Consider the following 19,522-nt stretch of genomic DNA (forward strand, 5'->3'; position numbering starts at 1 on the left):
GCGCGCGACAATGGCCGGAAGGTCCGGCGTCACCTTGCCTTCGATCTTCACGCCATAGTCGCCCGGATGCTGGGCATAGTGGAAGATCTCGGCCGAGCGCAGCAGCGCCTTGGTCGGAATGCAGCCCCAGTTGGAGCAGATGCCGGCGAGATGCTCGCGCTCCACGATGGCCGTCTTCAGGCCGAGCTGGGCGGCGCGGATCGCGGCAATATAGCCGCCCGGGCCCGAACCGATAACGATGACGTCGTAAGCATTCGACATGAGCGCTTCCACTCCTCTGTTGTTCTTCTGCGCCGCGCGGTTTTCACCGCTGCGGCATGACGAGAAGCGGAAGCCACCGCTCCTCAGGGATCCTGCACCACCTTTTCCGGCTGCGTCAGCATCCTGTAGATTTCATCCTTGAGCCGCATCCGCGCCTTGCGCATGTCGATCATGCTCAGGTCGGCGACGGGCTCGATATCCGCTTCTGCGCGATGAATGGCGAGATTCACCGCCTGATACTCTTCGCAGATCCGGTGGAAGTGGCCGTCGACCGCCCGCAGGTGGCGGATCGTGGCCAGATGCTCCGGAAACTCCTCTGCAAGCTGGTGCGGGGTGTTCGGCATGTCCATCTCCTTCTCGGTTGATGGTGTCAGCCTAGCCTGCCCGCACTTTCACTCCTTGATCCCTGTCAAACCCGCCGCGATACCGTCAAAGCCCGAGCATCATGCGCACGACCGGCTCGAGGCCCTTGCCGATCGCCCGGGTGTTTTCGGCATCGAGATGCACGCCGTCGAGCGGCGTCGTCTCGGCGACGGAGCCCGCATCGAAGAAGCCGCAGCCGCGCTCGTCGGCAAGATCGGCGTAAAGCGTCGCCAGCATGGCCGACTGCTCCACCCCGCCGGCAAACATCGCCGCAAAGGCCGTGTTCGCCGTCTCGCACAGCGGCGGCGGCGAGACGATCAGCACATCCGGCCCCTCGTCCGTGTCGAAGGACCAGGCGTGATGCCGCACCAGCTCCACCAGCCGCTCCATGCCCTGCACGGCCCCGAAGGCCGTTCCGCAGATGGCCGGCTTCATGTCGTTGGCGCCCAGGAACAGGATGACGAGGTCGATCGGGTCGTGGCTGTGCAGGATGGTCGGCAGGATGCGCGCGCCGTTGCGGTCGCAGTCCGCCAGATGGTCGTCATAGGCGGTGGTGCGGCCGTTGAGGCCCTCCGCGATCACGGTGACGTCGGGCCCCAGCGCCTTGGCGAGCACGCTCGGCCAGCGATCCCCGAAGGCATGCCGGTCGAGCGTTTCGGCGTTGTAACCCCAGGTCAGGCTGTCGCCGTAGCAGAGAACCGTCTTCATGGCCGCACCCCGCTTGTCAGACGAGCATCCCCATCGGGTTCTCGATATAGCGCTTGAAGGCACCGAGCAGTTCGGCGCCGAGCGCGCCGTCCACGCAGCGATGGTCGGTGGAAAGCGTGACCGTCATCGCATTGACGATGACCATCTGCTTGTTCTTCACCACCACGCGCTCCTCGCCCGCGCCGACCGCCAGGATCGTCGCATGCGGCGGGTTCACGACGGCGGCGAAGTTCTTGACGCCCATCATGCCCATGTTGGAGACCGCGGTCGTGCCGCCCTGGTATTCCTCGGGCTTCAGCTTGCGTTCCTTGGCGCGCTTGCCCAGGTCCTTCATCTCGTTGGAGATGGTCGACAGGCTCTTGGTTTCCGCCTTGCGGATGATCGGCGTGATCAGCCCGCCCGGAATGGAAACGGCGACGCCGACATCCGCGTGCTTGTGCTTGACCATGTTCGTCTCCGTCCAGGAGACGTTGGCATCCGGCACGTCGCGCAGCGCGAGCGCCAGCGCCTTGATCACCATGTCGTTGACCGAAAGCTTGTAGGCCGGACGGTCGTCCTTGCGCGGCGCGCTGTCGTTGATCTGCGCCCGCAGCGCCAGAAGCGCGTCGAGCTCGACATCGACGGAGACATAGAAATGCGGGATCGTCTGCTTGGATTCCTGCAGGCGCTTGGCGATGGTCTTGCGCATGCCGTCATGCGGCACGAGTTCGTAGGAGCCTTCGTCGAACAGCTTGAGCACGGCGTCGTCCGACATGCCCTTGGGCGCAGCGGACGCGGCGGCAGCCGGTGCAGCGGCGGCAGGCTTGGCACCACCGGTCGCAACGGCCTTCTCGACGTCGCTCTTGACGACGCGGCCATGCGGGCCGGAGCCGGAAACGGCGGAAATGTCGATGCCGGCTTCCTTGGCGATGCGGCGGGCGAGCGGCGAGGAGAACACGCGGTTGCCGTCTCGCGACGGCGCAGGACCGGCCGATGCAGTGGCCGCAGGTGCCGGAGCGGCTGCGGCGGCAGCCGGCTTTTCGGCTTCCTTCGGCGCCTCGGCCTTCGCTTCGGAAGGCTTGCTCTCCGCTGGCTTGGCGTTCGGGGCGGAGCCACCGCCAGCGGCGGCAGCCGCGACATCTTCGCCATCTGCGGCGAGAACGGCGATCAGGCTGTTGACCTTCACGCCTTCCGTACCGGCCGGCACGACGATCTTGGCGACAACGCCCTCGTCGACGGCCTCGACTTCCATCGTCGCCTTGTCGGTCTCGATCTCGGCGATGACGTCACCGGATTTCACGGTGTCGCCTTCCTTCACCAGCCACTTGGCGAGGTTGCCCTCTTCCATGGTGGGCGACAGGGCGGGCATCGTAATGTTGATCGGCATTTCGCGCCCTCCCGTTACTTGTAGCAGACGGCCTTCACCGCCTCGACGACTTCACCCACATTCGGCAGCGCCAGCTTTTCGAGATTGGCGGCGTAGGGCATGGGAACGTCCTTGCCGGCAATCGTGACGACAGGCGCATCGAGATAGTCGAAGGCTTCGCGATGGACGCGGTTGGCGATGAAATCGCCGACGGACGACTGCGGGAACCCTTCCTCGACGGTCACGAGGCGGCCGGTCTTCTTGACCGACTCGATGACGGTCGGCAGGTCCATCGGACGGATGGTGCGGAGGTCGATCAGCTCGACGTCGATGCCCTGCTTCTCCAGCTCGGCCACCGCCTTGACCGCATAGGTCATGCCGATGCCGAAGGAGACCAGCGTCGCATCCTTGCCGGGGCGGTGAATGCGCGCCTTGCCGATCGGCAGCACGAAATCGTCGAGCTTGGGAACCTCGAAGCTGTGGCCGTACAGGATCTCGTTCTCGAGGAAGATGACCGGGTTCGGATCGCGGATCGCGGCCTTCAGCAGGCCCTTGGCGTCTGCCGCCGTGTAGGGCATGACGACCTTGAGGCCCGGAATATGGCTGTACCACGCGGCATAGCACTGCGAGTGCTGGGCGCCAACGCGTGCGGCAGCGCCGCTCGGGCCGCGGAAGACGATCGGCGCGCCCATCTGGCCGCCCGACATGTAGAGCGTCTTGGCGGCCGAGTTGACGATCTGGTCGATCGCCTGCATGGCGAAGTTGAACGTCATGAACTCGACGATGGGCTTGAGGCCCGCCATGGCCGCGCCGACGCCGATGCCGGTAAAGCCGTGCTCGGTGATGGGCGTATCGATCACGCGCTTGTCGCCGAATTCCTGCAGCAGGCCCTGGGTGATCTTGTAGGCGCCCTGATATTCGGCGACTTCCTCACCCATGATGAACACGTCACCGTCGCGGCGCATTTCTTCCGCCATGGCGTCGCGCAGCGCTTCACGCACCGTCATGCTCACCATTTCGGTGCCGGCGGGGATATCCGGATCGGCGGCCACTTCCGTCTTCGGTGCGGCCGGAACCTTCTCGGATGCGACGGATGTCGGCTCGTCCGAGGATTCGCGGGCCTTGCCGCCCGCGTCGCCGGAGGTTGTTGCGGCGGGCGTGTCGGCATTGGCCGCCGGCGCCGCCTTGGGCGCGGAAATCGCGTCGGCGCTTTCGCCATCCTGCAGCAGAACGGCAATGACGGAGTTGACCTTGACGCCTTCGGAGCCGGCGGGAATGACGATCTTGCCGATCACGCCTTCATCGACGGCCTCGACTTCCATCGTCGCCTTGTCGGTCTCGATCTCGGCGATCACGTCACCGGACTTCACGGCGTCGCCTTCGTTCTTGATCCACTTGGAAAGCGTGCCCTCTTCCATCGTCGGAGAGAGCGCGGGCATAAGAATATCTACGGGCATATAAGTCTCCCCCGGATCAAAGCAGAATGTCGGTGTAGAGCTCGGATACATCCGGCTCTGCATCGTTCTGGGCGAATTCGGCGCTGTCGGCGACGATGTCGCGGACGTCCTTGTCGATCTGCTTCAGATCGTCCTCGCTCGCCCAGCCCTGCTCGAGAAGACGGGCCTTCACCTGCTCCAGCGGGTCGTGCTCGGAGCGCATCTTCTGCACTTCGTCCTTGGAGCGGTACTTCGCCGGGTCGGACATGGAGTGACCGCGATAGCGATAGGTCAGCATTTCAAGGATGTACGGGCCCTTGCCGGCGCGGCAATGGGCGATGGCCTCCTCGGCCGCGGCCTTGACCGCGCGCACATCCATGCCGTCGACCTGGACGCCGGGAATGCCGAAACCTTCGCCGCGCTTGGAGAAGTTCGACTGCGCCGTGGAGCGCACCGTCGAGGTGCCCATCGCATAGCGGTTGTTCTCGATGATGTAGACGACCGGCAGCTTCCAGAGCGCGGCCATGTTGAAGCTTTCGTAGACCTGGCCCTGGTTGGCCGCGCCGTCACCGAAATAGGTGACCGACACCTGGTCGTTGCCGCGATACTTGTTGGCGAAGGCGAGACCGGTGCCGAGCGAGACCTGGCCGCCGACGATGCCGTGGCCGCCGTAGAAGCCCTTCTCCTTGGAGAACATGTGCATCGAGCCGCCCTTGCCCTTCGACAGGCCGCCGCGACGGCCGGTCAGCTCGGCCATGACGCCGCGCGCGCTCATGCCGAGCGCGATCATGTGGCCGTGGTCGCGATAGGAGGTGATCACCTGGTCGCCGTCCTTCTGGGCCATCTGCATGCCCACGACGACCGCTTCCTGGCCGATATAGAGATGACAGAAACCGCCGATGACGCCCATGCCGTAGAGTTGGCCGGCCTTTTCCTCGAAGCGACGGATCATGAGCATCTCGCGGTAGGCGTGAAGCTCTTCTTCCTTGGTGAATGTCAGACTGTTGGAACCGATTGTCTCGTTCCGTGCAGGCTTTGCCGTCGTTTTGCGGCTGGACGTGGACGCGGTCTTACGCGGAGCCATTCGATCCTCCCTATGTTTGCCTTTTGCCGAAAACATAGGGGAGAAATTCCGCATCAGCAATGCCATAAATGCATGGCTTATATTCCCTACAAGCCACTGACAAGTAAGGAATATTTACGATTAACCAGATTTCGGTTAATCGCACTTCTCAGTGGAAGATGACGATTTCGTCGGCGCGCGACATGTTGAGGTAGGAACGCGCCTTTTCGTCGAGCATGTCGCGCTCGAGCGAGCCGTCGCTCATCAGGGCCACTTCTTTTTCCAGGATCTGGCGCTGCCGCACGAGCACGTCCAGACGCGCCTGCCGTTCGATTCGCTGCCGCTCGAAATCCTCCATTCCGCGCAGGCCGAAATCACCATGGACGGAATGATAACCGAAATAGGAAAGGAAAGCGACCGTAATCACCGGCAGAGCCAGCCGGCCGAATTTCCGCTTCTTATGATGCTTGGTCCACATGCAGGTGCCCCGATACGCAGTACAGCCAGACACTATCGGCAAGCGGTTAACCGACCATTGACCATGACGGGTGGGCCCAAGAAAAAACCCGCATCTTGCGATGCGGGTTTCGTCATTCCGGAAAAACTGTTTTCCTGTCAGCCGCGCAGGATGCCGCGGCCGGCATATTTCGCCGCCGCGCCCAGCTGCTCCTCGATGCGGATGAGCTGGTTGTACTTGGCGGTACGGTCGGAGCGGGCAAGCGAGCCGGTCTTGATCTGCCCGCAGTTGGTGGCGACCGCGAGGTCGGCGATCGTCGAATCCTCGGTCTCGCCCGAACGATGCGACATGACGGCCGTGTAGCTCGCCTTGTGCGCGGTCTCGACGGCGTCGAGCGTTTCGGAGAGCGAGCCGATCTGGTTGACCTTGACGAGGATCGAGTTGCCGACGCCCATCTTGATACCGTCGCGCAGGCGGGCCGAGTTGGTGACGAACAGGTCGTCGCCGACCAGCTGCACCGACTTGCCGATCTTGTCGGTCAGCGTCTTCCAGCCGTCCCAGTCGTCTTCGGCCATGCCGTCCTCGATCGAGAAGATCGGGTACTTGGCGGCGAGTTCGGCCAGGTACTCAGCCATGGCGCCGGGCTCCAGCGTGCGGCCCTCGCCTTCCAGCACGTACTTGCCGTCCTTGAAGAATTCCGTCGAGGCGCAGTCGAGCGCGATGAACATGTCCTCGCCCGGACGGTAGCCGGCCTTCTCGATGGACTTCATGATGAAGTCGAGCGCGGCGGGCGCGGATGCGAGGCCCGGCGCAAAGCCGCCTTCGTCACCGACATTGGTGTTGTGGCCGTCGGCGGCGAGTTGCTTCTTCAGCGTATGGAACACTTCCGAACCCATGCGCACGGCGTCGCGGATGTTGTCGGCGCCGACGGGAACGATCATGAACTCCTGGAAGTCGATCGGGTTGTCGGCATGCGCGCCGCCATTGATGATGTTCATCATCGGAACCGGCAGGATACGGGCGTTCGGGCCGCCGACATAGCGATAGAGCGGGAGGTTGGCGGCTTCGGCGGCGGCCTTGGCGACGGCCAGCGAAACGCCGAGGATGGCGTTGGCGCCCAGCCGCGCCTTGTTCGGCGTGCCGTCCAGCTCGATCATCGTCTGGTCGACGGCGATCTGGTCTTCGGCGTCGAGGCCGCCGATGGCTTCGAAGATCTCGCCGTTGACGGCAGCAACGGCATTTTCGACGCCCTTGCCAAGGTAGCGCTTGCCACCGTCGCGCAGTTCGACGGCTTCATGCGCGCCGGTCGAGGCGCCCGACGGAACCGCCGCGCGGCCGAAACTGCCATCCTCGAGATAGACGTCCACTTCAACGGTGGGATTGCCGCGGCTGTCGAGGATCTCGCGGCCGATGATGTCGATGATAGCAGTCATGATATCGTCCTGGTTCGGGTTTATTAATCGATTAAAATCCACTTTTAATCGACCATGCGGAAATTACAATGGCGCTCGGCGCCGGAAGAACGGATGCCACGTCTTCATGTCATCCGTTTGATGGCGCTCACGCCTTGGCGATGTCGTCGAAGGCCAGAAGCTTTTCGAGAAGCCGCGGCATGTCCTTGAGATAGACCATGTTCGGACCGTCGGAGGGTGCGTGGTCCGGATCCTCATGCGTCTCGACGAACACGCCGGCCACACCGACGGCGATGGCCGCCCGCGCCAGCGTTTCGACGAATTCGCGCTGGCCGCCGGAGGAGCCGCCCTGCCCGCCGGGCTGCTGCACCGAATGGGTCGCGTCGAACACGACGGGCGCGCCGAGCGAGGCCATGATCGGCAGCGAGCGCATGTCGGAGACGAGCGTGTTGTAGCCGAAGGAGGCGCCGCGCTCGCACAGAAGCACGTTCGGGTTGCCGCTCTCGGTGAACTTGGCCAGCACGTTCTTCATGTCCCAGGGCGCCAGGAACTGGCCCTTCTTGACATTGATCGTGCGCCCGGTCTTGGCGGCGGCGACGAGAAGGTCGGTCTGGCGCGACAGGAAGGCCGGGATCTGCAGGATATCGACCGTCTGGGCGACGACCGCGCACTGCTCTTCGGTGTGAATGTCGGTCAGGACGGGAAAGCCGAAATCCTTCTTCAGGTCGGCGAAGATCTCCATGGCGCTGTCCAGCCCGATGCCGCGCTTGCCGGAAAGCGAAGTGCGGTTGGCCTTGTCGAACGACGACTTGTAGACGAGGCCGATGCCGAGCTTGTCGGTCAGTTCGACGAGCGTTCCGGCGACCATGTAGGCGTGGTCGCGGCTTTCCATCTGGCAGGGGCCGGCAATCAGCGAGAAGCGCTTGTCCTGCGCGAAGGTAACCTTTTTGGCGCCGTCGCCGACGACGACGGTGGAATTGGTTTTCATGTCATTCTCCAAAGACGAAGAGGGCGCCCTGGCCCGGCGCCGGCGGCACCGTGAGCCGGCCGTCGCGTTCGGTAAAGACGACGCCGCGCTCGGCGAGCAGGCGGCGGCAATCCGGCAGGCTGGCAACGGTGAAGACGACCGCCCGGCCCTTCAGCCCGCGGTCCGTGCCGGTCTCAGGCGCGATGCCGTAAAAACCCTCCAGCCCGGCATCGTTGAGCACGGTGATGCGGCCGCGCGGCGTCGCGACCGACATGCCGAAGGACATGGCCTCGATCTCGCGCTCGTCGGCGGCTTCCTGCACGAGATACTGGAAATCCGTCGGGTTCTGTTCCGACAGCACGACCTCTGAAAGCGCGGTCACGCCGTTTTCATGCGCCTCCAGTGCCTTCCGGTCGGCCGGCAGCGGCAGGATGCGCTGCGAGGCGAAGAAGAAGAAATCGGGACTGCGCAGATCGGCGGCGAAAGCCAGCCGGAAGCTGCCGGTCGCGGACGTCCCGTCGGGCAGAAGCATTTCGCGCGAGAACTCCAGCATATCGCCACCGGAAAGGCCGGCAGCCGTATAGCGCCGGTCGTCGCGCTGCGCATCGCTCGTCGCCATGGCGATGCCGGAGAAGCCGTCCAGCCCGCGACGGAAGCGGAACGCCTGGTCGCGCGCGACGAAGGCATTGCCCTCGCGTGCTGCCTCTTCGCATTCCTCACGATTGGCGATGCCGAGCGGCTCCAGATAGCTGCCGTCGGACAGGAACACGCAACAGTTCTCGGTGCCGAAGGGGTGGCGCGCATCCTTGGCGACGGTAAATCCCAGCGCGGTCAGTCGTTCGCGGGCGATTGCGAGGTCGGACACCGGCAGCACCAGATGGTCGATCGGGCGGGGCGTTCTCGAACTCACGGTCATGGGCAGGTAATCCGGTCGTGTTTCAGGCGCCCCGTGCTTTGCATGCTTTCGGCCCGCAATGCAAGCGCCGGCACAAGGGCTGCCGCGCATCGGGAACTTTTCCGTCGCCGCGACATTCCAACGGCGCATTCCAGCATCGGAGCCCGCCATTTCCACGCCCCGCGACATCACGAAGCAGCGCAAGCTGCACGAATCCCGGCCGCTCTGGGCCGAAACGCCACGCATCGGCGTCCGCGCCGCGCACACCCCGTCGAGGAGCGACTACGACGTGATCGTCGTCGGCGCCGGCATTTCCGGCGCGCTCGCCGCGCATGCCCTCACCGATGGGCGGCGCTCGGTTCTGATCGTGGATCGCCGCGCGCCCGTGCGCGGCAGCACGCTTGCCAGCACCGCGATGATCCAGCACGAGATCGACATTCCCCTGCACAAGCTGGCCGGCCTGATCGGCGTGAAGAAGGCCAATCGCGCCTGGTGCCGTTCGGCCCGCGCTGTCGAGCAATTGACGCACATCGTTGCCGATCTCGACATTTCCTGCGCCTTCGAGCGCAAGAAGACGCTGTTCCTGGCGGGCGACGAATATGGCAGCCGCGCGCTGCGCAGCGAGGTCGAAGCGCGGCATGCCGCCGGCATCGCGGCCGATTTCGTGGATGCCGCCACGCTGGAGCAGCAGTTCGGCATCGACCGTACCGGCGCCATTCTCAGCGATATCTCCGCGTCCGCAAACCCGGCCCAGATGGCGGCAGGCATTCTGCGCGCGGCGGTCGAACGCGGGGCGGAGCTGGTGAGCCCGCTCGAAATAACCGACCTGCGCTCCACCGGTGACCGCGCCTTTCTCGCCACGGCCGAGGGAAAGATCCTGTCTGCCGGGCATGTCGTGTTCTGCTCGGGTTACGAGTTCCTCAAGTCCCTGGCGCAGGAGGGGCATTCGGTCGTCTCCACCTGGGCGCTCGCCACCCCGCCCGGCACCGCCCTGCCCGGCTGGCTGAAGGACTGCATCGTCTGGGAAGGTGCTGATCCCTACCTCTATCTCCGCAGTTCGCGCGACGGCCGGCTGATCGTCGGTGGCGAGGACGAGGAAAGCGAAACCGCCTACGCCTCGCCGAAAAAACTCGCCAGCAAGGCGAAGGTCATCCGCCGAAAGGCGGAGGCATTGCTCGGCATGTCCCTGCCCGATCCCGAATTCGTCTGGGCCGCCCCCTTCGGCACCACGCGCACAGGCCTGCCGCTCATCGGCGCCGTGCCCGGCCTCGACCGCGTCTTCGCCGTCATGGGCTTCGGCGGCAACGGCATCACCTTCAGCCAGATCGCCGCTGAAATCGTCTCCGCCGCCATCAGCGGCCATGCCGATCCCGACGCCGACATCTTCGCCTTCGGCAACGGCACACGCTGACCGCCGATTCGCCCCGCCCATCCAATAGGGGTCCGCATGCCGGGCCGCAACGCCGGCATGCCTTGATCTGCGGTGCATGGCGGCTTGCCGCACGCCACCGTCATTCCCGTGTCATGTGACAGTGATGTTTCTTCGCGCGTGACTGAACCCCGGCAGCCGCCAGCCGATGCGGCGCCCACAGGAGTTTGCGTGAATGGACATGGCTCAGGCCTTCGCCCTTGCCTCGGGCGCCCTCGTTGCGACCAACCTCGCCAGCATTCTCATCGCCGGCAAGCGGCTCAAGGCAACGGGCTTTCCGCCGCCGGACCTGCGCAAGAAACCGCCCGTCTCCATCGTCATCCCCGTTCGCGGCATCGAGAATTTCACGGCCGAGACACTGTCGCACGCCTTCCGCCTGAGCTGGCCGAATTACGAACTCCTGTTCTGCGTCGCCCACGGCAACGACCCGGTCATCGCCGAAATCGAGAGGACGGCGGCCGAACACCCGTCCGTGGCGTCGCGAATCCTTGTCGGCGACGACCGCATCAGCGCCAACCCCAAGCTCAACAATTGCGTGAAGGGCTGGCAGGCGGCGCGGCACGACTGGGTCGTCCTCGCCGATTCCAACGTGCTGATGCCGGAGGATTACGTGCAGCATCTGATGGGCGGCTGGCGCAGCGATTCGGGCCTTGTCTGCTCGACGCCGCTCGGCTCGCGGCCGGACGGCTTCTGGGCGGAGGTGGAGTGCACCTTCCTCAACACCCAGCAGGCCCGCTGGCAATATGCCGGCGAAGCGCTCGGCCTCGGTTTCGCGCAGGGCAAGAGCATGCTCTGGTACAAGCCGATGCTGGATGCCAATGGCGGCATCCACGCCCTCAATGCCGAGATCGCCGAGGATGCCGCCTCCACCAAGCTGGTCAACCGCCTCGGCCTCAAGGTGCATCTCGTGTCGTCGCCGTTCGAACAACCGCTCGGCCGCCGCACCGGCCACGACATCTGGTCGCGCCAGTGCCGCTGGTCGCGCCTGCGCCGCGTCACCTTTCCGGGCTTCTTCGCGCCGGAAATCCTGCTCGGCCTGTTGCCGCCCTTGTCACTTGCCCTGAGCGCCGTGGCGCTCGGCGCCGGCACCCTGCCCTCGGCCATGCTGCTGGTGCTTGCAGGCATCTACCTGCCGGAACTCGCGCTCGCTTTCGCCAAGGGCTGGCGCCTGTCGCGCTGGTCGGTGCCGGCCATGATCGTGCGCGACCTCATGCTGCCGGCCATCTGGCTGCGCGCCTGGCTCGGCGGCACCATCGACTGGCGCGGCAACACCATGACCATCGGCACCACCGCCTGCGAACTGGAGGAAGCGCCGGCAGGCCCCTGAACGGGCTCACGCCACGCGGGCGCGCAATCCGTCCAGCAACCTCCTGAACGCGTCGACGGCCTGCCGCGACGTGGCCTCGGGCGTCTGCGAATTGGCGATCCATAGCGCGGCATGGCTGCTTGCGCCGTTGATCAGCCGGGCCGCCGCCTCCGTATCGATGTCCACCATCAGGCCATCCGCCTTCAAACGTTCGATGCTGCGGCTGAGCGCGGCGATGCAGCCGTTGCTCGTCGGCCATTGCGAGACGTCGCCCAGCACCGCCGGACCGTCGCGGAACATGATGCGCTGTATCTCCGGCTCCAGCGCCATTTCGATATAGGCGACGCATTCGTCGACAAAGCCTTGCCAGCGGTTCGGCGCGGCAGCGGAAATGCGGTTGAGCCGCGTCGTCATCTCCGCATCGATCTGCTGGATGACGGCCTGGAGAAGCCCCGTCTTGTCGCCGAAATGGTGGTAGAGCGCGCCGCGCGTCAGCCCCGCCGCCGCCGTGAAGTCATCCATCGAGGCACCCGCATAACCGACCGTCCCGAAGGCATGGCGGCCGGAGGCGATGAGCTTTGCCCGGGTTTCGGCGATCATTTCTTCGCGCGGCTTGCGCATGGCGTCCCCTTTTACATACGTCGCGTATTTTATTTGACATACGTTGCGTATGCAATTACCAATTCACATACGCAACGTATGTAGGCACTCATTCATCGATAGGCAGGAGCAGGCCATGGCCAACCCCTACAAAGAGATTTTCAGCGTGCCTGGCACGATAGGTTTTTCCACTGCCGGCTTTTTCGCGCGCCTGCCCATCGCCATGGCGCCCATCGGCATTGTCGCCATGCTGTCGCAGGCGCATGGCGAATATTGGCTCGCGGGTGCTGTCTCCGCCACCTTCGCGCTCACCAATGCGCTGATCGCACCGCAGGTGTCCCGGCTTGTCGATCGCTACGGCCAGTCCGCGGTGCTCACGCCCGCAACGATCATCTCCGTCATGGCTTTTCTGACGCTGATTGCGGCTACCAACCAGGCCTGGCCGGTCTGGACGCTCTTCGCCTCGGCCTTCTTCGCCGCCACCATGCCCAGCATGCCGGCCATGCTGCGCGCCCGCTGGACCGGACTTTTCCGCGACCGGCCGGAGATGAACACCGCCTTCGCCTTCGAATCGGCGGCCGATGAACTCGTCTATATCGCCGGAGCCTCGCTGTCGGTCGGTCTCGCCGTCGCGCTCTTCCCCGAGGCCGGCATGCTGGTCAGCACCCTATGCCTCGCCCTCGGCACCCTCGCCTTCGTCCTGCAACGCGCGACGGAGCCCGCGATCCGCACGGCCGGCAGCGGCAGCCCGCAAACGTCGGCCATCCGCCTGCCCGCGGTGCAGATCATCACGCTCGCGCTCGTCTTCGTCGGCGCCACCTTTGCCACCGCCGAGGTCAGCGCGGTCGCCATCACCAAGGATCTCGGGCAGCCCAACGCGGCAAGTCTCGTCATCGGCGTCTACGGCGTCGGCTCCTTCATCGTCGGCCTCCTGCTCGGCGCGATCAACCCCTCCATGCCCTTGCAGAAGCAGATGATGATCGCCGTGACGGTGCTCGGCCTCACCGCCCTGCCGCTGCCCTTTGCCGGCACGGTGCCGCTCCTGGCGATCGCCCTCTTCATCAGCGGCGTCGCGATCTCGCCGACCTTCATCACCGCCTTCGGACTGGTTGAACGCCGCGTGCCGGCGGCGATGCTGACGGAAGGCGTCACATGGGTCACAACGGGCATCGGCATCGGCATGGCGCTGGGCGCCTTCGTGGCCGGCTGGGCTGTGGATACGTTCGGCCCGCAGAACGGCTTCTGGGTGTCCGTCGCCGCCTGCCTGGGTGCCCTGCTGACGGTCGCGCTCGGTCAGCGCACATTGGCCGGCGAAGACTGTGACGACGGCGTCTGCCCGACGCCGCAAGCCGCCGAATAAGGCAGCAAGGCCCGGCCACCGCGCCGGGCCTTCACGCCCACCGCTTGACGCCATCGCGCCACACCACTAACAAGCGCATCAGGTTTCAGATACCTGCCGCTCGCAGACGAAAGTCCCGGTGAAATCTGATCTTGGACGAACCCGACCCTCGAAGCATTTCGTGCGGCAGGCAATGCGAGCCCCTCCCTCTCATCGAAATGCACATGAGGAGAGCGGGATGTCGCAAGACCTTTCCAATCCATTTCTGACCGCGCCGCTCGGCGCGCTTTTCGCCAGAACGGCAGCGCCCATCGTCTTTGTCATGAGCATGAACGGGCTTTTGACCGTCATGGATGCCGTGATGCTCGGCCTCTATGCCGGGCCGGAGGCCGTCGCCGCCGTCACGGCGGTCTTTCCCATCTTCATGCTGCTGGTGGCGCTCGCCACCCTCGTCGGCAGCGGCATGGCGAGCCTGCTCGCGCGCCGCCTCGGCGCAGGCGACCTGCCGGCAGCCCGCAACGCCTTCGCCGCCGCCCACGGGCTGGCACTGGCCATCGGCGCGGCCTTCATCCTGGCGTTTCTCGCCTTCGGCCTCACGCTCATCGCCGCCATCGCCAACGGCGCGCCGCTGCTCGAAACGCTGGCCTATCGCTACATCGCGATCGTCATGTTCTTCTCGCCGCTCCAGCTGCTGCTGGCCGTCAATGTCGATGCGCTTCGTTGCGAGGGGCGTGTCGGGCTGATGGCGCTGGCGAGCCTCTTCGTCTCGCTCGCCAACCTTGCCTTCAACTATATCCTGATCGCGGGGTTCGATCTCGGCGTCACCGGCTCCGCGCTCGGGACCGTATTGGCGCAACTTTTGGCGCTCGGCTTTCTGGCGGTGTTCAGGACTGTCGGGAAAACCAACCTGCGCCTCGTGGACATCATGGCCAAACCGTCCGACCTGTCCAGTTCGACACGAGACATCCTGGCGCTCGGCGCGCCGCAAAGCCTCGGCTTCATCGGCCTTGCGCTCGTCTCCGCCGCAGTCATAGCCGCCCTGCAAATCTCTGCCGGAGGCGCATACGAAACCCTGGTCACCGCCTACGGCATCGTCACGCGCATCCTCACCTTCGCCTATCTGCCGCTGCTCGGCATGAGCCAGGCCGTGCAGACGATCCTGGGCAACAACCATGGTGCCGGCCTCACGCAGCGCGCCACCAAGGTGCTGCGCCTCGGCCTCGCCGCCGTTTTCATCTATTGCCTCGGCATCGAAATCCTGCTCGTCACCGTGCCCGGCCGGATCGCCGGCCTGTTCGTCGCGGATGCGTCCGTCATCGCCGCCGTCACGCGCATCATGCCGATCATGGCCGCGCTCTACATCCTTTCCGGCCCGCTCATGGTCATCGCCGGTTCCTTTCAGGCAATCGGCGATGCCAGACGCGCGGCCCTGCTGAGCCTCGCAAAGCCCTATCTCTTCACCATGCCGCTGGTGCTGGTCCTGACCACGCTGCTGGGGGAAAAAGGCATCTGGTTCGCCACGCCCGCGGCGGATGCGCTGCTGCTTGCCCTTACGGCCATCACGTTACGGCAGGTGAGGTGCCGCACCGTCAGCCCATAAAAAAACCGCCCGGTGCTTGGCGCGCGCCGGGCGGTTTTCAAAAGTGCATTGCGACACTCAGACGAGGCGGCTCTGTTCCAGGGCCGCTTCGATGAAGCTCGCAAACAGCGGATGGGGATCGAGCGGGCGGCTCTTCAGTTCCGGGTGGTACTGAACGCCGATGAACCACGGATGATCGGGGTATTCCACCGTTTCCGGCAGCACGCCATCCGGCGACATGCCGGAGAAGACGAGGCCGCAGCTCTCCAGCTTGTCCTTGTAATCGACGTTCACCTCGTAGCGGTGACGGTGACGCTCGGAAATGTCGGTGGAGCCGTAGATATCGGCAATCTTCGTGCCGCCCTTGAGCGACGCGCGATAGGCGCCAAGCCGCATCGTGCCGCCGAGATCGCCCGACGCCGAACGCTTCTCCAGCTCGTTGCCCTTCACCCACTCCGTCATCAGGCCGACGACCGGCTCGGCCGTCTTGCCGAATTCGGTCGAGGACGCCTTCTCGATGCCGGCGAGGTTGCGCGCGGCCTCCACGACGGCCATCTGCATGCCGAAGCAGATGCCGAAATACGGCACCTTGCGCTCGCGGGCAAAGCGCGCCGCATTGATCTTGCCCTCGGAGCCGCGTTCGCCGAAGCCGCCGGGCACGAGAATGCCGTGCACCTTCTCCAGATAGGGCGCCGGATCCTCCTTCTCGAAGACCTCCGACTCGATCCATTCGAGCTTGACCTTGATGTGGTTTGCGATGCCGCCGTGATAGAGCGCCTCGATCAGCGACTTATAGGCATCCTTGAGGCCGGTATACTTGCCGACGATGGCGATCGTCACTTCGCCTTCCGGCGTGCTGATGCGGTCGGAAACGGTCTGCCAGGCTTCCAGGCGCGGCTTCGGCGCCGGCTCGATGCCGAAAGCGGCCAGAACCTCGTCGTCGAGGCCTTCCTTGTGATAGGCGAGCGGCACGTCGTAGATCGAGGCCACGTCGAGCGCCTGGATGACGGCGGTCGGACGCACATTGCAGAACAGCGAGAGCTTGCGGCGCTCGGCTTCCGGGATTTCGCGGTCGGCGCGCACCAAGAGGATATCGGGGTGGATGCCCATGGCCTGCAGTTCCTTGACGGAATGCTGCGTCGGCTTGGTCTTCAGCTCGCCGGCGGCCGGGATATAGGGCATCAGCGTCAGGTGGACATAGACGGCCGTGCCGCGCGGCAGGTCGTTGCCGAGCTGGCGGATCGCCTCCATGAAGGGCATCGCCTCGATATCGCCCACCGTGCCGCCGATCTCGCACAGCACGAAGTCGTAATCGTCATTGCCTTCGGTGACGAAGTTCTTGATCTCGTTGGTGACGTGCGGAATGACCTGCACGGTCGCGCCGAGATAGTCGCCGCGGCGTTCCTTGTCGATGATGTTCTTGTAGATGCGGCCGGTGGTGATGTTGTCGGTCTTGGTGGCCGAGCGGCCGGTGAAGCGCTCGTAATGGCCAAGGTCGAGGTCGGTCTCCGCGCCATCGTCGGTGACGAAGACCTCGCCGTGCTGCGTCGGGCTCATGGTGCCCGGATCGACGTTGAGATAAGGGTCCAGCTTGCGAAGGCGAACGCGGTAACCGCGGGCCTGAAGAAGGGCTCCCAGTGCTGCTGCGGCGATGCCTTTTCCAAGGGAAGAAACCACGCCGCCTGTGATGAATACATATCGCGCCATGGGAGTCACCGGATACCTTTTCAAAATCGATTCCGCCACCGAAAAATCACCTTGGGCGTGATTTCGGAAGTCGCAATCGGCGTTTTACACAGAAGAAGGCCGGTTGGTTTTGCCAACCGGCCGGTTTGTTTTTGTTTGCTTCGGCTTACTGGCCGCTCGGGACGCCGGTGTTGCCGCCGGTCTCCGCTGCGCCACCCGTCGTGGCGGGCGTCTGGCCCGCGCCGGTGGTGGCGTTGCCGCCCTCGGTCGGAACGGCGTCGGTGCCGGTCGCCGCGGGCGTCTGGTTGGTGGTGTTGCCGGTGCCCTGGCCCTGCGTGCCCTGGTTTTGAGTGCCCTGGTTCTGCTGGGTGCCGCCGTTCTGCTGGCTCTGGCCGCCGCCGAGCGCGTCGAGAACGCCGCCGGTGCCGGTCGTGCCGGGAATACGGTCGAGAATGTCGGTCGGACGCGTCTCGTAGCGGGCATAGATGCCCATGCCGAGCGCAAGCACGAAGAACAGCGTGGCGAGGATCGCCGTGGTGCGCGTCAGGGCATTGGCCGTGCCGCGCGCCGACATGAAGCCGGAGCCGCCGCCAATGCCGAGGCCGCCGCCTTCCGAGCGCTGGATCAGCACGACGCCGATCAGCGCGACGACGACCATGAGATAAATGACGAGCAAGATGGTCTGCATGTTTAGCTATCCCGGCCAAGCGGCCAAATTTCAGGTTTGCGGCTCAATATACCAAGCCGTGCGCCATTCCAAGCCCCAGCGATCAATCCGCCTGCCCTTTTGCAGGCAGACGGAAGAGGCTGCAAAAGGGCTTACGCCGTCAGCGCTTCATAGGCCCGGTAGATGGCGAGGAAATCGTCGGATTTCAAGCTCGCCCCGCCGATCAGCGCACCGTCGACATTGGCGACGCCCATCAATTCCTTCGCATTGCCCGGCTTGACGGAACCGCCGTAGAGAATGCGCATCTTCGCGCCCTCGCCGGCAAAGCGCGCCGAAAGTTCCGCGCGCATGAAGGCATGCGCCTCTTCCACGTCCGTGGCCGTCGGTGTCAGCCCCGTGCCGATCGCCCAGACCGGTTCATAGGCGATGACGGTGTTCTGCGCCGTCGCGCCATCCGGCACCGAGGCCGCAAGCTGGCTTTTCAGCACGCCCAGCGTCTTGCCCGCCTTGCGCTCCTCGCCCGTCTCGCCGATGCAGACGATGGCGACGAGGTCGTTTTCATGGGCGATTTCCGCCTTGGTGCGCACCAGCGCGTCGCTTTCCTTGTGGTCGGTGCGGCGCTCGGAATGGCCGACGATCACATGGGTGCCGAAGCAGTCGGCGATCATCTCGGCGGAAATGTCGCCGGTATGCGCGCCGGAGGCCTTTTCATGGCAGTCCTGCGCGCCGATCAGGAGCGGGCTGTCGTCGCAAAGCGCCGTCGCCACGTAGAGAAGGGTCGCCGGCGGGCAGATCAGCGCCTCCACCTTTTCGGAAAGCGGCCCCTTCACGCCTTCGGCCATCGCCTTGATCTGGTCGAGCGATGCGCGCGTGCCGTTCATCTTCCAGTTCCCGGCGACGAGCGGTGTTACATCCGGTGTCATGAGGCCTCCCTGTCCTTGAATTCTCGGGTCGCATGGGGCGTAGCAAATCGGCGCGGCCAAGGAAAGGCATGGCGAAAGTCTTCGCCCCCTATCCGCTTCAGCGCGCCAGCAGGAAATTCAGCGTCTCGCGCCAGTCGGTCATGCGCACCGGCGTGCCGTGGCCGCCGGTCTGGAACAGCACGAAGCGGGTGGGAATGCCGGCCTTGCGCAGCTTGCGGAACACCGCGATCTGGTCGTTGGCCGCATAGACCTTGTCGCTGTCGCCATGCGTGAAATAGACCGGCAGCTTGGCCTTGAAGGCCGGCGTCTTGGCATAGTCTCCATCCGCCGCCCCGCCCATCAGCACCATGCCGGACAGGCTTTTCACCGCCGTGGCGTCGCGCACCACGCGCGCGCAGATGAAACTGCCCATTGACGCACAGGCAAGAATGACGGGCGCATCGGGCGAGAGCGCCTTGGCCCGCAGGATCAGGCCGGAAATGCGCGCAGCGCCCGCATCGTCGAACGACGGCACGCTCGGTGCGTAATAGACGCCGCCGTTCTGCACCGCGAGGTTCTTCAGGCGGTTGAAATTGCCGCCGAAGGTCCAGTCGTTGTTGCCGAGGCGCCGGTCGCCGCCGCGGCCGTGGATGAAGATCACGGTGAAGGCCGCCCCCTCGCCCTTGCCGGTCATGGCGACGTCGAGCTTGCCGGCCGGCGTGTCCACCGTGAGCGCCTGCGTCGCCTTCTTCACCGCCGTCGAGACATAGGCGGATTTCACGCGCCGCTCGGGCACCTGGTCGCGCCCGTTGATGTCGCGCATCTCCTCGTAGTCGACGACGCGCAGCGCTCCGTCATCGGCCGTCTCGACCACGGTGCCATAGGCGAACAGCTCGTCCTTCCACGGCTTGAGCGTGAGTGCCGACGCCTGATGGGCGGCCAGGCCGGTGAAAACGGCGGCCAGAACGAACCGGCGAAGGCAATCAACTGTGGACTGAGCCATGAACACGCACTCCCTTGGGGTGGCGATACTTGCCATTCACCCGGATGCAAAGCAATCCTCGTGGCGCGGCGGTGCAGCCGGCGTTCGCGAAAACCCGCAGAATC

Annotated in this window: 19 protein-coding genes; 4 read left to right on the plus strand and 15 right to left on the minus strand. The window is 64.9% G+C overall.

Annotated features, from left to right (window positions below; translation table 11 throughout):
- The 10 genes from B5M41_RS22535 to B5M41_RS22580 form a co-directional block, all read right to left on the minus strand.
- The coding region (locus tag B5M41_RS22535; protein WP_230640298.1) for an FAD-dependent oxidoreductase at positions 1-261 on the minus strand (261 nt) is incomplete at its 3' end.
- Between the two features lie 83 nt (positions 262-344).
- Positions 345-605 carry a YdcH family protein gene (locus B5M41_RS22540; RefSeq protein WP_134652154.1) on the minus strand — a complete coding sequence of 87 codons (261 nt, stop codon included), beginning with the start codon at positions 603-605 and terminating at the stop codon, positions 345-347.
- An 85-nt stretch (positions 606-690) separates the two neighbouring features.
- On the minus strand, positions 691-1,332 hold the full coding sequence (locus B5M41_RS22545) for an SGNH/GDSL hydrolase family protein (protein ID WP_134652156.1): 642 nt from the start codon (positions 1,330-1,332) through the stop codon (positions 691-693).
- Between the two features lie 16 nt (positions 1,333-1,348).
- Positions 1,349-2,698, minus strand: coding sequence for a pyruvate dehydrogenase complex dihydrolipoamide acetyltransferase (locus tag B5M41_RS22550; RefSeq protein ID WP_134652158.1), 1,350 nt, complete (start codon positions 2,696-2,698; stop codon positions 1,349-1,351).
- A gap of 14 nt (positions 2,699-2,712) precedes the next feature.
- Positions 2,713-4,134 carry a pyruvate dehydrogenase complex E1 component subunit beta gene (locus B5M41_RS22555; protein ID WP_134652160.1) on the minus strand — a complete coding sequence of 474 codons (1,422 nt, stop codon included), beginning with the start codon at positions 4,132-4,134 and terminating at the stop codon, positions 2,713-2,715.
- Positions 4,135-4,150: 16 nt separating this feature from the next.
- Positions 4,151-5,197 (minus strand): pyruvate dehydrogenase (acetyl-transferring) E1 component subunit alpha, encoded by a 1,047-nt coding sequence (pdhA, locus tag B5M41_RS22560; RefSeq protein WP_134652162.1) that lies wholly within the window; start codon positions 5,195-5,197, stop codon positions 4,151-4,153.
- Positions 5,198-5,345: 148 nt separating this feature from the next.
- Positions 5,346-5,654 carry an FtsB family cell division protein gene (locus tag B5M41_RS22565; RefSeq protein ID WP_134652164.1) on the minus strand — a complete coding sequence of 103 codons (309 nt, stop codon included), beginning with the start codon at positions 5,652-5,654 and terminating at the stop codon, positions 5,346-5,348.
- Between the two features lie 137 nt (positions 5,655-5,791).
- Positions 5,792-7,066 carry a phosphopyruvate hydratase gene (eno, locus tag B5M41_RS22570; RefSeq protein WP_134652166.1) on the minus strand — a complete coding sequence of 425 codons (1,275 nt, stop codon included), beginning with the start codon at positions 7,064-7,066 and terminating at the stop codon, positions 5,792-5,794.
- 127 nt (positions 7,067-7,193) lie between these two features.
- The gene (gene kdsA, locus B5M41_RS22575) at positions 7,194-8,033 is read right to left on the minus strand and encodes a 3-deoxy-8-phosphooctulonate synthase (RefSeq protein WP_134652168.1); all 840 of its coding nucleotides are present in this window, start codon (positions 8,031-8,033) and stop codon (positions 7,194-7,196) included.
- Between the two features lies 1 nt (position 8,034).
- Entirely contained in the window at positions 8,035-8,928 is an 894-nt protein-coding gene (locus B5M41_RS22580; protein WP_134652170.1) for a VOC family protein, read from the minus strand.
- Between the two features lie 58 nt (positions 8,929-8,986).
- Between B5M41_RS22580 and B5M41_RS22585 the strand changes: the two genes are divergently transcribed.
- Both B5M41_RS22585 and B5M41_RS22590 read left to right on the plus strand, forming a co-directional pair.
- A complete protein-coding gene (locus B5M41_RS22585; RefSeq protein ID WP_134652172.1) occupies positions 8,987-10,318 on the plus strand; it encodes an NAD(P)/FAD-dependent oxidoreductase in 1,332 nt (443 codons plus the stop codon).
- A 193-nt stretch (positions 10,319-10,511) separates the two neighbouring features.
- Positions 10,512-11,663, plus strand: a complete 1,152-nt coding sequence (locus B5M41_RS22590; RefSeq protein WP_134652174.1) for a ceramide glucosyltransferase — start codon at positions 10,512-10,514, stop codon at positions 11,661-11,663.
- Positions 11,664-11,669: 6 nt separating this feature from the next.
- Here B5M41_RS22590 and B5M41_RS22595 read toward each other — a convergent pair whose 3' ends face one another.
- Positions 11,670-12,263 (minus strand): TetR/AcrR family transcriptional regulator, encoded by a 594-nt coding sequence (locus tag B5M41_RS22595; protein ID WP_134652176.1) that lies wholly within the window; start codon positions 12,261-12,263, stop codon positions 11,670-11,672.
- Positions 12,264-12,378: 115 nt separating this feature from the next.
- Here B5M41_RS22595 and B5M41_RS22600 point away from each other — a divergent pair, with 115 nt between their 5' ends.
- Positions 12,379-13,602, plus strand: coding sequence for an MFS transporter (locus B5M41_RS22600; protein ID WP_134652178.1), 1,224 nt, complete (start codon positions 12,379-12,381; stop codon positions 13,600-13,602).
- A 217-nt stretch (positions 13,603-13,819) separates the two neighbouring features.
- Positions 13,820-15,181 (plus strand): MATE family efflux transporter, encoded by a 1,362-nt coding sequence (locus B5M41_RS22605; RefSeq protein WP_167719431.1) that lies wholly within the window; start codon positions 13,820-13,822, stop codon positions 15,179-15,181.
- Positions 15,182-15,238: 57 nt separating this feature from the next.
- Here the strand turns inward: B5M41_RS22605 and B5M41_RS22610 are convergent, their stop codons facing one another.
- The 4 genes from B5M41_RS22610 to B5M41_RS22625 all read right to left on the minus strand — a co-directional run bounded on the left by B5M41_RS22610 (position 15,239) and on the right by B5M41_RS22625 (position 19,418).
- Entirely contained in the window at positions 15,239-16,867 is a 1,629-nt protein-coding gene (locus B5M41_RS22610) for a CTP synthase (RefSeq protein ID WP_134652182.1), read from the minus strand.
- A gap of 145 nt (positions 16,868-17,012) precedes the next feature.
- Positions 17,013-17,534: a preprotein translocase subunit SecG gene (gene secG, locus B5M41_RS22615; protein ID WP_134652184.1), complete on the minus strand. Its 522-nt coding sequence runs from the start codon at positions 17,532-17,534 to the stop codon at positions 17,013-17,015.
- A gap of 131 nt (positions 17,535-17,665) precedes the next feature.
- Positions 17,666-18,436 (minus strand): triose-phosphate isomerase, encoded by a 771-nt coding sequence (gene tpiA, locus B5M41_RS22620; RefSeq protein WP_134652186.1) that lies wholly within the window; start codon positions 18,434-18,436, stop codon positions 17,666-17,668.
- A gap of 97 nt (positions 18,437-18,533) precedes the next feature.
- On the minus strand, positions 18,534-19,418 hold the full coding sequence (locus B5M41_RS22625) for an alpha/beta hydrolase (protein WP_134652188.1): 885 nt from the start codon (positions 19,416-19,418) through the stop codon (positions 18,534-18,536).
- Positions 19,419-19,522: the final 104 nt, after the last annotated feature.

The organism is Shinella sumterensis, from assembly GCF_004514425.2.
Lineage (GTDB): Bacteria > Pseudomonadota > Alphaproteobacteria > Rhizobiales > Rhizobiaceae > Shinella > Shinella sumterensis.

Bases quoted from the DNA above. Each gene is read 5' to 3' on its own strand.
- secG (WP_134652184.1), bottom strand. From the start codon at position 17,534: ATGCAGACCATCTTGCTCGTCATTTATCTCATGGTCGTCGTCGCGCTG.
- B5M41_RS22550 (WP_134652158.1), bottom strand. From the start codon at position 2,698: ATGCCGATCAACATTACGATGCCCGCCCTGTCGCCCACCATGGAAGAG.
- B5M41_RS22600 (WP_134652178.1), top strand. From the start codon at position 12,379: ATGGCCAACCCCTACAAAGAGATTTTCAGCGTGCCTGGCACGATAGGT.
- B5M41_RS22555 (WP_134652160.1), bottom strand. From the start codon at position 4,134: ATGCCCGTAGATATTCTTATGCCCGCGCTCTCTCCGACGATGGAAGAG.
- B5M41_RS22590 (WP_134652174.1), top strand. From the start codon at position 10,512: ATGGACATGGCTCAGGCCTTCGCCCTTGCCTCGGGCGCCCTCGTTGCG.
- pdhA (WP_134652162.1), bottom strand. From the start codon at position 5,197: ATGGCTCCGCGTAAGACCGCGTCCACGTCCAGCCGCAAAACGACGGCA.
- B5M41_RS22585 (WP_134652172.1), top strand. From the start codon at position 8,987: ATGCAAGCGCCGGCACAAGGGCTGCCGCGCATCGGGAACTTTTCCGTC.
- eno (WP_134652166.1), bottom strand. From the start codon at position 7,066: ATGACTGCTATCATCGACATCATCGGCCGCGAGATCCTCGACAGCCGC.
- B5M41_RS22565 (WP_134652164.1), bottom strand. From the start codon at position 5,654: ATGTGGACCAAGCATCATAAGAAGCGGAAATTCGGCCGGCTGGCTCTG.
- B5M41_RS22595 (WP_134652176.1), bottom strand. From the start codon at position 12,263: ATGCGCAAGCCGCGCGAAGAAATGATCGCCGAAACCCGGGCAAAGCTC.
- B5M41_RS22605 (WP_167719431.1), top strand. From the start codon at position 13,820: ATGTCGCAAGACCTTTCCAATCCATTTCTGACCGCGCCGCTCGGCGCG.
- B5M41_RS22540 (WP_134652154.1), bottom strand. From the start codon at position 605: ATGCCGAACACCCCGCACCAGCTTGCAGAGGAGTTTCCGGAGCATCTG.
- B5M41_RS22625 (WP_134652188.1), bottom strand. From the start codon at position 19,418: ATGGCTCAGTCCACAGTTGATTGCCTTCGCCGGTTCGTTCTGGCCGCC.
- tpiA (WP_134652186.1), bottom strand. From the start codon at position 18,436: ATGACACCGGATGTAACACCGCTCGTCGCCGGGAACTGGAAGATGAAC.
- B5M41_RS22580 (WP_134652170.1), bottom strand. From the start codon at position 8,928: ATGACCGTGAGTTCGAGAACGCCCCGCCCGATCGACCATCTGGTGCTG.
- B5M41_RS22545 (WP_134652156.1), bottom strand. From the start codon at position 1,332: ATGAAGACGGTTCTCTGCTACGGCGACAGCCTGACCTGGGGTTACAAC.
- B5M41_RS22610 (WP_134652182.1), bottom strand. From the start codon at position 16,867: ATGGCGCGATATGTATTCATCACAGGCGGCGTGGTTTCTTCCCTTGGA.
- kdsA (WP_134652168.1), bottom strand. From the start codon at position 8,033: ATGAAAACCAATTCCACCGTCGTCGTCGGCGACGGCGCCAAAAAGGTT.